Source organism: Micromonospora chokoriensis (genome assembly GCF_000718555.1).
Classification (GTDB): Bacteria; Actinomycetota; Actinomycetes; order Mycobacteriales; family Micromonosporaceae; genus Micromonospora; species Micromonospora chokoriensis_B.
In genome coordinates this window covers 178000-192861 of sequence record NZ_JOAN01000008.1, presented here as the reverse complement: position 1 = coordinate 192861, position 14862 = coordinate 178000, and the positions used below count along the sequence as shown (strand labels likewise).

General features: G+C 73.0%; 15 protein-coding genes. 3 read left to right on the top strand and 12 right to left on the bottom strand.

Going from position 1 to position 14862, the window contains the following annotated elements; all coding sequences use genetic code 11:
- Positions 1 to 9: 9 nt before the first annotated feature.
- Positions 10 to 1125: an ATP-dependent DNA ligase gene (locus IF46_RS0113320; RefSeq protein WP_030488638.1), complete on the bottom strand. Its 1116-nt coding sequence runs from the start codon at positions 1123 to 1125 to the stop codon at positions 10 to 12.
- Between the two features lie 135 nt (positions 1126 to 1260).
- On the opposite strand from IF46_RS0113320, the gene IF46_RS0113315 reads away from it, so the two are divergent.
- Entirely contained in the window at positions 1261 to 1473 is a 213-nt protein-coding gene (locus IF46_RS0113315; RefSeq protein WP_030488637.1) for a hypothetical protein, read from the top strand.
- A gap of 121 nt (positions 1474 to 1594) precedes the next feature.
- Positions 1595 to 2017: an SRPBCC family protein gene (locus IF46_RS0113310; RefSeq protein ID WP_030488636.1), complete on the top strand. Its 423-nt coding sequence runs from the start codon at positions 1595 to 1597 to the stop codon at positions 2015 to 2017.
- Here the strand turns inward: IF46_RS0113310 and IF46_RS0113305 are convergent.
- A complete protein-coding gene (locus tag IF46_RS0113305; RefSeq protein ID WP_030488635.1) occupies positions 1992 to 2486 on the bottom strand; it encodes a GNAT family N-acetyltransferase in 495 nt (164 codons plus the stop codon). The genes IF46_RS0113310 and IF46_RS0113305 overlap by 26 nt on opposite strands.
- 69 nt (positions 2487 to 2555) lie before the next feature.
- On the opposite strand from IF46_RS0113305, the gene IF46_RS0113300 reads away from it, so the two are divergent.
- The gene (locus IF46_RS0113300; protein WP_036392027.1) at positions 2556 to 3086 is read left to right on the top strand and encodes a DUF1990 family protein; all 531 of its coding nucleotides are present in this window, start codon (positions 2556 to 2558) and stop codon (positions 3084 to 3086) included.
- Between the two features lie 26 nt (positions 3087 to 3112).
- Here IF46_RS0113300 and IF46_RS0113295 read toward each other — a convergent pair whose 3' ends face one another.
- The 10 genes from IF46_RS0113295 to IF46_RS0113250 all read right to left on the bottom strand — a co-directional run bounded on the left by IF46_RS0113295 (position 3113) and on the right by IF46_RS0113250 (position 14832).
- Positions 3113 to 4033 (bottom strand): DNA-3-methyladenine glycosylase family protein, encoded by a 921-nt coding sequence (locus IF46_RS0113295; RefSeq protein ID WP_030488633.1) that lies wholly within the window; start codon positions 4031 to 4033, stop codon positions 3113 to 3115.
- A 111-nt stretch (positions 4034 to 4144) separates the two neighbouring features.
- On the bottom strand, positions 4145 to 4792 hold the full coding sequence (locus IF46_RS0113290; protein ID WP_030488632.1) for a hypothetical protein: 648 nt from the start codon (positions 4790 to 4792) through the stop codon (positions 4145 to 4147).
- Between the two features lie 202 nt (positions 4793 to 4994).
- Complete coding sequence (locus IF46_RS0113285) at positions 4995 to 5777, bottom strand: anti-sigma factor family protein (RefSeq protein WP_030488631.1); 783 nt, start codon at positions 5775 to 5777, stop codon at positions 4995 to 4997.
- Positions 5774 to 6466 carry a sigma-70 family RNA polymerase sigma factor gene (locus IF46_RS0113280; RefSeq protein WP_030488630.1) on the bottom strand — a complete coding sequence of 231 codons (693 nt, stop codon included), beginning with the start codon at positions 6464 to 6466 and terminating at the stop codon, positions 5774 to 5776. The genes IF46_RS0113285 and IF46_RS0113280 overlap by 4 nt, the downstream gene beginning before the upstream one ends.
- A 124-nt stretch (positions 6467 to 6590) precedes the next feature.
- Positions 6591 to 7448, bottom strand: coding sequence for a spermidine synthase (locus tag IF46_RS0113275; protein WP_030488629.1), 858 nt, complete (start codon positions 7446 to 7448; stop codon positions 6591 to 6593).
- Between the two features lie 18 nt (positions 7449 to 7466).
- Positions 7467 to 8432, bottom strand: a complete 966-nt coding sequence (locus tag IF46_RS0113270; RefSeq protein ID WP_030488628.1) for a hypothetical protein — start codon at positions 8430 to 8432, stop codon at positions 7467 to 7469.
- A 55-nt stretch (positions 8433 to 8487) separates the two neighbouring features.
- Positions 8488 to 10962, bottom strand: coding sequence for an AAA family ATPase (locus tag IF46_RS0113265; RefSeq protein ID WP_030488627.1), 2475 nt, complete (start codon positions 10960 to 10962; stop codon positions 8488 to 8490).
- A complete protein-coding gene (locus IF46_RS0113260) occupies positions 10962 to 12110 on the bottom strand; it encodes an exonuclease SbcCD subunit D (protein WP_030488626.1) in 1149 nt (382 codons plus the stop codon). The genes IF46_RS0113265 and IF46_RS0113260 overlap by 1 nt, the downstream gene beginning before the upstream one ends.
- A 75-nt stretch (positions 12111 to 12185) precedes the next feature.
- Entirely contained in the window at positions 12186 to 13937 is a 1752-nt protein-coding gene (locus IF46_RS0113255; RefSeq protein ID WP_030488625.1) for an ATP-binding protein, read from the bottom strand.
- A gap of 148 nt (positions 13938 to 14085) precedes the next feature.
- Positions 14086 to 14832, bottom strand: coding sequence for a pyrimidine reductase family protein (locus tag IF46_RS0113250; protein ID WP_030488624.1), 747 nt, complete (start codon positions 14830 to 14832; stop codon positions 14086 to 14088).
- Between the last annotated feature and the right edge of the window lie 30 nt (positions 14833 to 14862).

The following is a 14862-nucleotide window of genomic DNA, read 5'->3' as shown; positions in this document are numbered from 1 at the left end:
ACGGCCAGGCTACGCCGGGCCGGTGGCGGCTCGGTCCACGGTGGCCATCGGGTCGCCGCGCAGCACCTGGTCCACGTCGAAGCGGATCGGCCGGTCGAGCTGGTCGTAGCGGCAGGACTGGGGGTCGCGGTCCGGGCGCCACCGAACGAACTGGGCGGTGTGCCGGAACCGTTCGCCCTCCATGGCGTCGTAGCCCACCTCGACCACCAGCTCCGGGCGCACCGGCTCCCATTCCAGGTTCTTCGTGCCGGTCCACCGGCTCACCCCACCCGGGATGCGCTGGCCGCGCTCGTGGTCGCCATGCACCCACGGGTGCTCGCCGCCGGTGTCCCGGTAAGGCGCCAACTCGTCGAGCAACTCGGCGCGGCGGGCCATGCTGAACGACGCGCTCACACCGACGTGGTGCAGGACCCCGGCGTCGTCGTAGAGGCCGAGCAGCAGCGAGCCGACCACCGGGCCGGACTTGTGCCAGCGGAAGCCGGCCACCACCGCGTCCGCGGTGCGGGTGTGCTTGACCTTGAACATCAGTCGCTTGCCCGGCTCGTACGGAAGGTCGGCCGGCTTGACGATCAAACCGTCCAGCCCGGCGCCCTCGAACACGTCGAACCAGCGGCGGGCGGTGTCCGGATCGGTGGTGACCTGGGTGACGTGCATCGGCGGGCGCACCCCGGCCAGCGCCTCGACCAGCCGCTCCCGGCGGCGCGGGTAGGGCTGATCGAGCAGCGCCTCGTCACCGATGGCCAGCAGGTCGAACGCGACGAAGTCGGCCGGGGTGGTCTCGGACAGCATCTTCACCCGGGACGCGGCCGGGTGCACGCGCTGGGCCAGCAGCTCGAAATCCAGCCGAGGCTGGCTGGTCGGCCCGTCGCGCCGGATCACGATCAGCTCTCCGTCGATGGCGCACCGCTGCGGCAGTTGCCGGCGGGCCTGCTCGACCACCTCGGGGAAGTAGCGGGTCATCGACTTGCCGCCCCGGCTGGCCAACTCGACCTCGTCGCCGTCGCGGAACACGATGCAGCGGAACCCGTCCCACTTGGGCTCGTAGGTCACCCCGGGCGTGGTGGGCAGCTTGGGAACGCTCTTGGCCAGCATCGGCTCGACCGGCGGGTTGATCGGCAGGTCCACGCCGCCCAGTCAATCAGACGGTACCGACAGCCGTGAGGCAGATCACCGTGGATGCCGGGGTGGCGTGTCCGCCTACGCGTCGCTCGTCCCGACCGGGCGAATCAGATAACCCCAGTTCAGAGCTACTTTCGCGAGGTGTCCGAGTGGGTCTGTGACTGCTGCGGGCGGTGGCGGGTGAGCGTCGAGCTGATCCGGGGCCGCTACCGCTTCCGGCTGACCCGCCGCTACCCGCAGCGGTTCGGCGGTGGCCGGAACGTGCTCGGCGAGGTCGGGTCGGTGCCGGAGCTGGAGGAGCTGCTGCGTCGGCGTACCCCGCTCACCCTGGCCGACCTGCACGAGGCCGCCTGACCCGGTAAACGTCCACTGAGGAACACGGCGGTGGTGGGTTGAGCGTCGGTGTCACACTGCTTCCGGCGGCCTCGTCCGCACCCGGGGTGGTGCCGCGCGGCGCCGCCGGGGAGGGGACGTGATGCGGTTCGAGGCCGATACCGAGATCGCCGCCGATGCCGAGCAGGTCTGGGCGGTGCTGGTGGACGTGCCCCGCTGGCCCGAGTGGACGGCCTCGATGACCCGGGCTGAACGGGGCGAGCCGGGGCCGCTCGCCGTCGGCGCGACCGCCCGACTGACCCAGCCGAAGCTGCGGCCGGCGGTGTGGCGGGTCACCACGCTGACCGAGCGGCAGGAGTTCGTCTGGGTCTCCGACGCGCCGGGTGTGCGGACCACGGGGCAGCACCGACTGCTGCCGCTGCCCGACGGGCGGACCCGCGTCGAGCTGGTCATCGACCAGTCCGGGCCGTTGGCCCCCCTGATCGGCTGGCTGTACGGCGGCCTACTCCGCCGCTACGTGCGGATGGAGGCCGACGGGCTCAGGCGTCGCTGCGAGCAGGGCTGACGGCCGGCTTCTCCAGCACGGCCAACGGGATGCCGTTGGGGTCGGGGCGGTGCGCGACGATCCGGTAGCCGTGCCGCTGGTACAGCCGCAGGTTGCGCGTGCTGTCCGCGCCGGTGAACAGGGTGAACCGGGCCACCCGCCCCGCGCAGGCCGCTTCGATCGCGGCGAGCAGCCGCCCTCCGACTCCCCGCCCATGCTGGTCCGGGGCGACCGAGAGGCGGCCGACGTGCGCGGTGTCGCCGTCCACGTGGGCCCGCACCGAGCCGACCAGCCGGTGCTCCAGCCGTGCGGCGAGCACGATGCTCGGTCCGGCCAGCACCGCCACGACCTCGTCCAACGTTTCGGTCAACGGCGGCAGGAACGGGTCGGTGTAGTGCTGCGCCTCGCTCAGGTAGGCGGCGCGCTGCACGGTGAGGATCTCGCCGGCGTCCAAGACGCCGGCCGGGACGATGCTCGCCTCGACGTTCATCGGGGCAGCACACCACAGCCGTCGCCACCACCGACGGGCGGCCCGATGACGCCGGCCGTACCCTGGCCCGTGTCCGTCGAGGTGGAGGGGGCAACGGTGGCCGAGTTGACGTACCCGGAGGTGGGGTCGACCCGGCACGGGCCGCTTCCCGGCGGGTACCACCACCTGCGCCACCGGTATCCGCTGCCCGGCGGTTGCTTCGAGACCGCGGCCGAGGCGGTGCTGAGCTGGCGGCTGCACCGCGCCGCCGGCGTCCGGATGCGCACCGACGCGCCGCGGGCCACCGACGGTGTGCTGGTGACCGCTGGGCTCGGCGTCGGCCCGGCCCGCCTCTGGGGCCCGTGCCAGGTGGTCTGGAGTGCAGATTCGCCCACGCTCGCCGGTTTCGGCTACGGCACCCTGGCCGGGCACCCGGAGCGGGGCGAGGAGGCGTTCGAGGTCGTCCGCGACGACGCCGACGCGGTCTGGTTCGAGGTACGCGCGTTCAGCCTGCCGGACCGTTGGTTCACCCGCGTCGCAGGCCCGGCGGTCCGGGCCGTGCAGCACGCGTACGCCTGGTGGCTCGGCCGCACCCTGCGTCGACTCTGCGCCGGCGGCTGAACGCCGACTCGCACCGCCGCCGCAGCTCAGAACCGGGCGAACGAGCGGATCGGGGCTCGCGGGCCGTACTTCGGCGCCCGGATGCCGGCCGCCTCCAGCAGCAGACACACCCGGCCCCGGTGACCCCGGAACGGCTCCAGCAGGGCCAGCATCCGGGCGTCGTCGCCCCTCGGTTCGCCGGCGAGCGCCCAGGTCACCGTGTTCGGGATGTGGTAATCGCCGACGCTGACCGCGTCCGGGTCGCCGTACGCGATCCGGACCACCTCGGCGGCCGTCCACGGCCCGATGCCCGGGATCGCGGTCAGCCGGCGGGTCGCCTCGGCGGTGTCGGCGCTGCGCTCCAACCGGTCGGCGAGCGCTGCCGCGCGACGTAGCGTGTCGGCCCGACGCTGCTCCACCCCGAACGGGTGGAACACCCAGTACGGCGTGGCGGCCACCGCGGCGGCCTCGGGCGGCAGGAGCAGCGGCTGAAGCGGGCCGGGTGCCGGCTCCCGGAAGTGCCGCACGGTCGCCGCGTACGCCCGGTAGGCCTCCTTGCCGGTGACCTTCTGCTCGAAGACGGCGCGCAGCAGCCGGGGGAAGACCTGCCCGGTGGTGGGCATCCGTAGCCCCCGGTGCTCCCGGGCCAGCCGGGCGACCAGCGGGTGCGCCGCGGCCAACTCGGTGAAGCCGGTCAGGTCGTCGCGCAGCCCTGCGATCGCGTCGGCGCGGGCCAGGACGTGCTCGGCGCCGGGGCCGTAACCCTCCGCGAGCAACTCGCCGCCCGCCGGCCGCAGCGCGAGCGTGGCCGGACCGTCCGGGGTGCGGGTGGCCCACCAGAACGTGCCGGCGGCCACCCGTGCGCACGGGTCGTACGGGCTGAAGGTGAGCCCGCGGACCGAAGCGGCCAACCGGTAGCCGACCGGCGGGTGCAGCACCCTGGTCGCGGTGGGTTCGGTCTCGGTCACCCCGCCACTCTGCCAGGTCACGACAGTGGCCGACCACCGCCGGGTACGACGGTGGCCGGCCGCGCCCTCCCCGGCTGCGACCGACCACCGTGTCCTAGTGCCGTGCGGGGCTCAGTACGAGTAGCCCGAGCCTCCGGCGTCGCTCGATCCGCTGTCCGACGGCGGGGCGACGGCCTTCGGGGTGGAGGTGGGCAGGCAGCTGAGGTTCTTCTTGCCGTCCGGCTGGACCACGAACCAGGTGCCACCAACAGCCTGGCCCTTCCACTGGCCGGGCTTCTTGTCGCCGATGTAGCGATAGACCGGCCAGCCGCCGATGGTGATCTGGCGGGTGCCGTCCTGCCGGGTCACGCTGCTGACCTTGTCGTCGGAGACCCCGGTGAGCTGCGGGTTGCCGTCGGTCAGCGCCGGGGGCCACACCTCGGCGCACTTGTCGACGCAGTTCGACGACGGCGGGTCGGCGGTGTCCTTGTCGAAGCGGTACAGGATCCAGCCGTCCTGGTCGATGACCACCTTGCCCATTCGGTCGACACTCTTGCCGGTCAACTTCTCGGTCAGGTCGACGTTCGCCGGCGGGGCGTCGGCGGCCGGCGCGTCCGCGGACGCCGAGGCCTCGGGTTGAGCTGTCGCGGTGGGCTCGGCCGCGGCGACGGCGACCGGCTCGGCCGCGCTCGAGTTCGCCCCGTCGTAACCCGCGGGAGCGCAGGCCGTTAGTGCGACCATCGCGCTCGCGACGATGACGGTCCGCTTCATCTGTGCCACGTGCCCTCCTCATTCTTGGTAACTCACCCATAGGTACGGGGGGCAGGCTGTCAAGGTTGAAGTAGTAACAGTGGTCAATTTCACCTGAATTGATTGAACCGTTTTCGGCTTTGGTGCGTACGCCCCCGCAAGGGCCACCTCCGGTAACGACAAATCGGCGCCGGCCATTGTGAAATGACCGGCGCCGATGCGGCAAGCGAACCTAGATTGGCACCGTGACCAGCGGACTCGCCACACCGTTGGCATCCACCGACTGCACCTGGAGCTGCTTGATGTCGGCGGCCAGGGCCGACGTCGAGGCACTCAACTCGAGACCCTGCGGTCGGGTGTTGGTGCCGTAACCACCCTCCGGCACCGACCAGGTCGAGATGACCTCGGTGCTGGCGTTCTTACGCACCACCACCAACCGGCAGATGCGTGGGCCGGGCAGCTTCCGCAGGCTGAAATTGATCCGGGTGCCGTATTCCCTGGTCACCAGGAACATAGTGGTCTGCACACCGGTGGTCGGGTCGGTCGCCTCGACCTGGTCGCCCTCCTCCTCGGTGCCGCCCACACCCGGGCCGCTCGGCGCGGCCGTCGGCCCGCTCGTCGGCGGGTTGTTGGGTGCGCTCGGCGTCGAGTCGGCAAGGACCCCCGGCGGCTGATCGTTGCCGGCCACGCTGACGAAGCCGTACCCACTCAGACCGCCGAAGACCACCACCGCGGCGGCCGTCGCGAGCAGCTGACGAAACCGGGTACGCCGTCGGTCCGCCCGGACCGCGCCGAGCGTCCGGTCCAGCAGGGCCGGATCAGTCGCCGTCTGCTCCAGCGCCATCATCGTCTCGCCGTCGATGTCGGAGAGCAGCCCGACCACCGGGACCATCGTCTCCAACTCGGCCGCGCACGCCCAGCAGCTGGCGAGATGCTCCTCGAACCGCTCAGTGTCCTGTTCGTCGAGCACGCCGAGCGCGTACGCCGCGACGTCCATGTGGTCCGGCCGGCTCATTCTGTCACCCCCCGCTCCTGCAGAGCCGTGCGCAGCGCGCGCAGCGCGTAGTAGACCCTCGACTTGGCGGTGCCGAGGGGCAGGCCCAACTCCTCGGCCGCCTCCGGCACCGTCCGCCCCCGGAAGTACGTCGAGATCAGGATCTCTCGGTGCGACTGACTGAGCGTACGCAGCGCGTCCGCCACCGTCATGGTGCGCAGCACCCGGTCGGTGCTGTCCGCCTCGGCGAACGCGGTGAGGTCCCGGTCGTACGTCTCCGGCGGCCGGGCCTCCTGGCTGCGGTGCTCGTCGATGGCGATGCGGCGGGCCACCGTGACCAACCACGGCCGCAACGAGCCCTGTCCCTGCGTGCCCAGGCGGTGTGCGTTGCGCCAGGCCCGCAGCAGCGTCTCCTGGACGATGTCCTCCGCGCGCTGCCGGTCCCCCCCGGTGAGGCGCATGACGAACATCAGCAACGGACCGGCGTGCTCGGCGTAGAGCTGACGGATCAACTGGTCGGAGTGGCTGGCCTCGGTTGTTGTCGCCTGATGGCGTCCGGGCGCCGGTCGCGGCGTCACCGGACCATTCTGGCGAGTCGACGCGCGTGCGTCGACCCCTCGGGCAGACGAGGTCGACCGTGACGAGGGTCGCGCCGACAACCAGTCAGCGCGTACCGCGTCGCCATGCCAACCGGCCGCCACCGCGTGCATGCAGACCTCCGGGATCTCCGTGACCACCACCGGCCCACGAAGCGGGCCGCCCGGTGGTACGCGCCAGCGGTCCCAGCGGATCAACAACCGGCGAAGAAATTTCCGCACGGTGTCGAGTGGACGGTCAGCGGCGGACCGAGAACAGCCCCGGCGGTGGCGGATCGGAGCCGGTCGCGTCGGCATCCCGCACGACCTGCGCGCCGCCCGCGAAGCGGTCCAACTCGTCGCCGGCCACCACCCGGCCGGGGAACCAGTCGCCGGCAGCGCGCCGGGTCAGCTCCGGCACCGGTGGTGTGGACCGCCCAGCGACCAGCACCAAATTGCCGTACCGGCGCCCGCGCAGCACCGCCGCGTCCCCGACCAGACAGGCCTGCGGCAGCACCGAACGGACCGTGGCGACCTGCCCACGGGCGTGCCGCAACGGTGGCCCGTCGGCCAGGTTCGCCAGGTACCAACCGGCGGGGCGCAGCACTCGGGCCACCTCGGCCGCGTACTCCACCGACGTGAGGTGGGCCGGGGTACGCGCACCGGCGAACACGTCGGCGACCACCACGTCGTAGCTGGCGTCCCGGGTGGCGGCCAACACCGCTCGCGCGTCCTGGACCCGGACCCGTAGCCGGGCGTCGGAGCGCCACGGCAGAGCCCGGCGGACCAACTCCACCAGCGCACCGTCCACTTCGGCCACCCGCTGGGTGGACCCGGGCCGGGTGACGGACACGTATCGGGGCAGGGTCAAAGCGCCACCACCCAGATGCAGCACCCGTAGCGGCTGCCCAGCCGGTGCGATCAGATCCACGGCGGCGGCCAGCCGGCGCACGTACTCGAACTCCAGGTGGGTCGGGTCGGTCAGGTCGACGTGCGACTGCGGCGCGCCGTCGAGCAGCAGCGTCCACGAGCCGGCCCGGTCCGGGGCCGGGACGAGCTCCGCCAACCCGGTGTCCACCTGCTCGACCACCCGGTCATCCGCCCGTTTACGCCCCATTGAAACCAGTATCCGCGTTCATCGGGCGGCGCGGGCCGCGGCGGTCAACGCGCGGTGCAGCAGCCGGGAATCGCCGAGCAGGGCACGCAGTCGGCGCTCCAGGCCGGCGATCGGGATCAGGTTCTGCGGGGCCCGCGGATCCTTGTACGGGGTGGACGCGAAGCGCGGCAGGGTGGCCAGCGACAGGTCGGCCAACTCGATCGCCGCCTCGACGGGCAGGTCGGCGGAGCACTCCACCCGGACGATGCCCGCCCACGGCGCGCCGATCGCCACCGGCAGTCGCAAATACCACGACCAACCACCCCAGGCGGTGCCGAGCCGGAACACCGGCGAGCGTTCCCCCGACGCCATCCCGGTCACCACCGCGGTCAGCCGGGCATCCAGGTACTGGCTGTGCTGCGTCTTGATGTAGCCCAGGGTGCGCGGCAACTGCCGGCGACTACGCAACGGGCCGTCCACCACCAACAGGTCACCGTCGACCCGGGCGGCATCGGAGACCGCCACCTCCAACGCGGTCAGCGGAGCCTGCACGGCCGCCGGCAACTTCGCCAGCTCACCGTTGCCACCCACCCGGTGCACCGGGTAACGGATCGCCCCCGCCACCACATCCCGCGCCGACGGGCTCGCGGTGAACAGGCCCCGGCCGACCCGGGTGCCCGCCAACTGCGCCGCACCCCGGCCCAGGTCGCAACGGACCACCCCGGCCGCGTACGAGGCGGCCAAACCGGGGAACGACACACCGTCGGTCTCGGCCGTCCAGATGCTCGCGTCGATGCGGCGAACCCCGTCGACAAGCAACACCACGTCAGGCGCCCGCACCCCGGGACGTACCCCGATCGCCCGCCAGTCCACGGCGGGCACCTCCACGTCCGCGTCGACCTGCGCGCTGCTCGGCGCGGCCGGCCCGGCCGCGGACGCCTCGAACGACGCCCCGTACGCCGGATCCCACGAATCGACGAAGAACGCGGGGTCGCTCGCGCTCACGGAGCATGCCTTTCGTTCGCGACTGCGGGGCTCCGCTGCGCTGCACTCCTCGCGCTCACCGGCCAGTCCGCTCTATGCGCGCCGAACGCGCATCCTTGCGCACCTCGAAGCGCACCGGGATCCGCTCTGCCAACGCCGGAACGTGGGTGACCACGCCGACCATCCGATCGCCCCGGGCCGCCAGGTTTTCCAGGGTCGCCGCCACCGTGTCCAGGGTGGCGGCGTCGAGCGTGCCGAAACCCTCGTCCAGGACGATCGACTCCAGGCTCGCCGCCGTGGTGGACATCCCGGCCAACTGCTCGGAGAGCGCCAACGCCAACGCCAACGACGCCTGGAACGTCTCACCACCGGAGAGCGTGCGCACGCCCCGCCGCAGCCCCGCGTCGTGGTGGTCGACCACCACGAACTCGCCCTTGTCGTGCACCAGCTCGTACTGCCCGGAGGACAGCTCCCGCAGGATCCCCGACGCGCCGTCGACCAGCAGGTCCAACGCCTCGGCCAGCAACCACCGCTCGAAGTTGTTGGCCCGCAGGTGCCCGGAGAGCGCGCGCGCCACCTGCGCCTCCCGCTCGTGCCCCGCCCGCTGCTCGCGCAGCGTGCCGGCCTGCTCGCGACGCTCCCGCAGCCGCCGTCGGTCGGCGTCGGCGCGCTCCACCGCCACCGTCGCCGCGTGCACCGGGTCGTCCCCGACCGGCACATCCGCGGCGGCGAAGACGCCCGCGATGGCTCGCTGCACCCCGTCGGCCACCGACTCGGCCTCCGCGACGGCGACGGCCCGACCGGCCCGGTCGGCGCGGCGGCGGTCCGCCTCGGTCGTCGCCCAGCCGGTCAGCGCCGCCCACGCGACGGCCACGTCGTCCCGGTCGGTGGCCGGCGGACCGAACCGGGCCAGCCCGTCCCGGGCCGTGTCGAAGGCCCGCCACGCCGCCCGCAGGCGCTCCTCGGCGGCGTCCACCCCGGCCCGGGTCTGGCGGGCGGTCTCGCGGCCGGCCCGGACCGCCGTCGCCGCCTCCTCCAACGCGCGCCGCAACCGGGCGTGCTCGGCCAGCTCCCGGCGCAGCACGGCCGGCTCGGCCGCCCCGGAGAGCTGCCCGTCCAGCTCGGCCAGCCGGGCCTCCACCTGCTCCTGCCGGGCTCGCGCCTGCACCAGCAGCCGCTCCAGCTCACGCGCCGCGCCGTCGCGCTGCTGCACGGTCGCCTGCGCGGCCTTGGTCGCGGCCCGCGCCGCCTTGCCGGCCGCCGTCGCGGCCGCCACCGCCGAATCGGCCGGCACCGCCGGCACCTCGGCCACCGGCTGCTCACACACCGGGCACGCCGCGCCGGCGTGCAGGTGCACCCGCAGGCTCACCGCCAGGTCGGTGGCCTTCGCCTCCTCGTGCGCCCGGAAAGCCGCCTCCAACTCGAGGTCGGCCCGCTCGGCGACCGCGCGGGCAGCGGCCAGGGCCGCCACCGCCGCGGTGTGCTCGTCGTTCGCCGCGCGCACCGCCGCGCGGACCGTGTCGGCCTCGTCGGACAGTCGATCCCGATCGTCGTACGCCCGCAGTTGCAGTCGCAGCGCGCTCTCGTCACCGGCGGCGGCCAGCTCGCCGCGCAGCTTCTCCTCCCGCTCCTCGGCCAGCGACACTGCGGTCGCCGCCGCCTCGGCCTCGGCCCGCGCCGCGGTGACCGCGCGAGCGACCTCGGCGACCCCACCCGGCGCGCGCACCCCGGTCAGCACGGCCAGCTCGTCGTCGAGGGCGGTCAGCGCCGCCGCAGCCTCCCGTGCGGTGGCCCGGGCCGCCGCCAGCTCCGGCACCGCGTCCGCCACCGCAGTCGCCAGCTCGGCCATCCGGTCGACCCGGGCGTCGGCCTCGGCCAGCGCCTCGTCGTCCACGCCGGTCAGCCCGGCGAGCACCTGGTCGACCGCCTCCAGCCGGGCCTCCGCCTGCGCGGCGCGCGCCGTCGCCTTCTTCTGTACGTCCTCGTAGACGCCCAGGCCCAGCAGGTTGACCAGGATCTGTTGCCGCGTCGCCGGCTTGGCGTGCAGGAAGTCGGCGAACTGCCCCTGCGGCAGCACCACACAGCTGGTGAACTGCTCGTACGGCAGCCCCACCGCCTCCAGCACCGCCTGCTCCATCTCGGCGGGAGTGCCGGCCACCACCTCGCCGAGGTCCTCCGGGCTCAACCCGGTGTCCAGTTTGGTCACGTCGAAACCGGGCGGCATCAGCTGCAACCCGGCGTTCGCGGTCTTGACGTTGCCCCGGCCGTCCCGGCGGACCACCCGGGTCGCCACGTACCGGGCGCCGCCGGACTCGAAGACCAACCGCACCCGGGCCTCGGTCGCCGACGGCGCGAGCGCGTTCGCCAACCCTCGGGGGCCACCCCAGCGGGGCACCATGCCGTAGAGGGCGAAGCAGATGGCGTCCAACACTGTGGACTTACCCGAACCGGTCGGGCCGATCAGAGCGAAGAAGTCGGCGTCGGTGAAGTCGACGGTGGTCTCGTCCCGGAAGACCGTGAACCCGGCCATGTCCAAGCGCATCGGACGCATCAGTGCTCGACCTCCTCGAAGAGCTCGTCGAAGAGCTCCCGGACGCCCTCGTCGGCGTGGCCCCGGCTGTCCAGGTAGTCGGCGAACAACTCCCGAGGTGAACGTCCTGACCGCTGAGCGATGCGCGCGCCACTGCCCGGGGCGGCCAACAGCTCCGGATCGATCCGGATCTCCAGGGCCCGGGGGAGCAGCTCCTGGACCTCCTCGCGCAGGCCGGCGCGGGGCTGCTCGCGCACGTACACCCGGAGCCACGCGTCCGGTGCCTCGATCTCGGCGAGCTGGGCCAGGGTGCCCCGCACCGTCCGCAGCGCGCTCGCCGCCGTCACCGGCACCTCCCGCACCCGGGCGGCGGTGCTGGCCGTCACCTCGACAAGCGTCACCGAGGGGATGTTCTCCTGCTCACCGAAGTCGACCGCGAGCGGGCTGCCGCTGTACCGCACCGGGCACGGGCCGGAGACCTGCTGCGCCCGGTGCAGGTGACCCAGCGCCACGTAGTGCGCGGTGGCCGGGAAGACGGTGGCCGGAACGGCGTAGCCCAACACGGTGTGCGCGTCACGCTCGCCGCCACCGGTGGCCGCGCCGGTCACCGTCAGATGCGCGGTGACCAGGTGCACCCGGTCCGGTTCGTCGAAACCCTCGGTCAGTCGATCCAGCACCCGGCCCAGGTGGTCGGCGTACGTCTGGTTGGTCTCCGCGGCGGTCAGCTCGTACATCTCCAGCGCGCGCACCGCGTACCGCTGGGACAGGAACGGCAGCGCGGCCAACCGCCACCGCTCACCACCGGCGGTGGTGCCGTCGATGATGTGCTCGTCCGGGTTTTCCCGCACCCCGCCGCGCAGCGTGATGCCGGCGGCCTCGGCCCACGGGCGCAGCGCGTCCAGCGCGGGGCCGTTGTCGTGGTTGCCGCCGATCGCGACCACGTCCGCGCCGGTGCGTCGAAGCGCGGTCAGCGCCCGGGTGACCAGGCGGGTCGCCTCCGAGCTGGGCGCCGCGGTGTCGTAGAGGTCACCGGCGACGATCACCAGATCCGGCTGTTCGGCACGGGCGATGTCGATCACCCCGGCCAGCACGGCCTTGTGCTCGTCAGCCCGGGACTGCCCCTTGAGCACCTTTCCCACGTGCCAGTCGGAGGTGTGCAGGATCTTCATGGCTGTGCTGGCCTTCCGTTCGCGACTGCGGGGCTCGCAAGCTCACTCCTCGCGCTCACCTGTGCTGGCCCCTACTCAGAACGGGATGTCGTCGTCGGTGCCGCCGCCGGAGCCCACCACGGCGAACGGGTCGGCGGACTGGGTGATCGAGCGCAGCGTCTCCGATGGTGCCCGGCCCGCCTCGGAGACCCGGGTGGCCCAGGCCGGGAACGGGAACTCCAGGCAGAGCGGCACCGGGATGTCCGGCTGGTTGACGAACATGGTGCCCGGCTTGGCCAGCAGCGCTCGCTGGCGCTGCGCGGGCGGCAGGAAACCGTACTCCGGGCGGGAGGCCTCGGCCGGGTCGAGCCGGCCGACCACCCGGATCGCCGAGTTGGTGACGATCCGTCGCTCCACCTCGCTCGCCGTCTGCTGCGCGCCGATCAGGATCACCCCGAGCGAGCGGCCCCGCTCGGCGATGTCCAGCAGGACCTCCTTGATCGGCGAGGAGCCCTCCCGGGGGGCGTACTTGTTGAGCTCGTCCAGGACGACGAAGAGCAGCGGCTTGGCGGTGCCGGACTTCTCCTTGCGCTCGAACTCGCTCTTGAGCGTCACACCGACCACGAACCGCTGCGCGCGGTCCGGCAGGTTGTGCAGGTCGACCACCGTGACCTGCGCCGACTCGCTCGTGTTGATCGAGTGGGGGCGGCGGGTCGCGAGGTCGCCGCGGATCAGTCGGGCGAGGTCCTTCTTGCTGCCGATCAGCCGCCGGGCGAACGCGTTGACGGTGCCCAGACCCACCGCGCTGCCGGCCCAGTCGGAGCGGGTCTCGTCGTCGTTGAGCTGATCGACGATGTGGTCGACCAGATCGCCGTAGGAGCCGAGCCGGACCCCGTCGATGCTCACCCCGCCGTCGGCCGGCTGGGCGTAGCGGGCCAGGTGCGCGGCCACCGAGTGGACCACCATCGTGTACTGCTGGCGCTCGTCGTCGGCGTCGGCGAAGACGTACGGCAGGAGGCGGTCGGTGCAGAACTCGCTAAGCGTCCAGTAGAACGAATCAACCCCGGTCAGCCGGCTGCTCACATCGGGCGTGCCGGCCGGGTCACCGACCCGCGGCGGGGCGTACACCCGCACATCGGGGAAGGCGCCGGCGCTCAACCCGAGCTTCGCGTACGCCGCGCGGGTGGGCTCGTCGAGGCGGGTGTTGGGGTGGTCCAGGAAGAGTAGATCCTCACCCTTGACGTTGAAGATCAGCGCCTTGGCGTTGACCGCGTCGCCGCCCAGCACCCCGGAGCGGAACACCGAGTAGAGCAGGAAGGTGGCGAAGCTGGTCTTGGTGGCCACCCCGGAGATGCCGGAGATGGAGACGTGCGCGCCTCGGCTGCCGTCCAGGAAGTCGGCGTTGAGATAGACCGGGACGCCGTCCCGACCCATCCCCATCGGGATGCGCCGCTCCATCCGGTCGAAGTGCAGCGCGCGCGCTCGGGCGTCGCCCTCGGCCCGGTGCACCACCGCGCCCGGGGTCGGCGGCACGTACAGCTCCGGATCGACCCGGGTGGTGGTGATCTCGGCGGCCTCCTGCACCTGCGCGGGCAGGGTGCCGTCGGCGATGGCGAACACGTCGGAGTCGAACTGGGCGCCCTCGTGCCGAGCGCGGACCTGGGTGACCACCCCGGCGATCGTCACCGGCTCCCGGTCCGGCAGCTCCCGCCGAGTGACCACCACGTCGTCGAGCTGGAGGTAGCTGCCGGGCGCCACGGCGGTCCAGAACTGCAACGGGGTGGCGTCGGCGGTGCCCAGCACCCGCCCGACCGCCTCGCCGGGGCTGTCGAGGTCGGCGTCGGTCATCGGGCGACTCGGGTCGGTCGGGCAGCACGCTCGGGAACCATGCTGTGCATCCTGCCCGAGGAGTACGACAGGTCGCCACGCGACGCGGCGGACGACACCATGCGCCGTCACAGCCACGACGGTGGGTGTGTGACCGGGAGACGGCCGGTTACCGGCGGGCGTGGCGGAGCAGGAGGACACCGTCCTCGGCGGCGAGCACGTGCCGCAGCGGCAGGTGCCGGGGCGGTGCGGCGTCGCCGGCGGTGATCCGACCCGAGCTGGGCCCGGCGAGCAGTGGCGAGACGGTGAGGCACAGCTCGTCCACCAGGTCGGCGGCGGTGAGCGCGCCGAACAGGTGCGGGCCGCCCTCGCAGAGCAGTTGGGTCAGCCCGCGTCGATGCAGCTCGGCGAGGCCGGCGGCCAGGTCGACCCGCTCGGTGCCGCAGCGCAGCACGTCGGCGACGTCGGTCAGCCCGTTCGGCGGAACGGCGTCGGTGTGGGTGAGCACGATCGGGCGGGTCGGCGCGTCGGCGAAGGCGGCCTGCGCCGGGTCCAGGTCGAGTGAACCGGAGACGACCACCAGCGTCGGGTACTCGGCAAGCCCGTGGTCGCGGCGCCAGGCGCGGCGACGCTCGTCGAGGCGGACCGCCCGGTACCCCTCGTGGCGGAGCGTGCCGGCGGCTACCACCAGGGCGTCGCAGACCATCCGCAACAGGCCGAACACCCGCTTGTCCGGCTCGCCGGAGAGCCCGGCGGAGTAGCCGCCCACGGCGACCGCGCCGTCCAGGCTGGCCACGAAGTTGACCCGCAGCCGGGGCTCGTCGGCCCGGCCGTAGAGAGCAGTCAGCGCGGCGTCGTCGAGCGACTGCGTGGACGGCTCCGGCCAGAGCCGTCGGATCGGGATTCCGACGGTCATTCGCCGGCCGGACCAGTGACCGGAGGGGTG

What these genes read in the sequence shown, in the direction of transcription:
- IF46_RS0113310 (WP_030488636.1), top strand. Translation starts at nt 1,595, where the DNA reads ATGCGGTTCGAGGCCGATACCGAGATCGCCGCCGATGCCGAGCAGGTC.
- IF46_RS0113305 (WP_030488635.1), bottom strand. Translation starts at nt 2,486, where the DNA reads ATGAACGTCGAGGCGAGCATCGTCCCGGCCGGCGTCTTGGACGCCGGC.
- IF46_RS0113285 (WP_030488631.1), bottom strand. Translation starts at nt 5,777, where the DNA reads ATGAGCCGGCCGGACCACATGGACGTCGCGGCGTACGCGCTCGGCGTG.
- IF46_RS0113280 (WP_030488630.1), bottom strand. Translation starts at nt 6,466, where the DNA reads ATGCACGCGGTGGCGGCCGGTTGGCATGGCGACGCGGTACGCGCTGAC.
- IF46_RS0113275 (WP_030488629.1), bottom strand. Translation starts at nt 7,448, where the DNA reads ATGGGGCGTAAACGGGCGGATGACCGGGTGGTCGAGCAGGTGGACACC.
- IF46_RS0113265 (WP_030488627.1), bottom strand. Translation starts at nt 10,962, where the DNA reads ATGCGTCCGATGCGCTTGGACATGGCCGGGTTCACGGTCTTCCGGGAC.
- IF46_RS0113260 (WP_030488626.1), bottom strand. Translation starts at nt 12,110, where the DNA reads ATGAAGATCCTGCACACCTCCGACTGGCACGTGGGAAAGGTGCTCAAG.
- IF46_RS0113255 (WP_030488625.1), bottom strand. Translation starts at nt 13,937, where the DNA reads ATGACCGACGCCGACCTCGACAGCCCCGGCGAGGCGGTCGGGCGGGTG.
- IF46_RS0113250 (WP_030488624.1), bottom strand. Translation starts at nt 14,832, where the DNA reads ATGACCGTCGGAATCCCGATCCGACGGCTCTGGCCGGAGCCGTCCACG.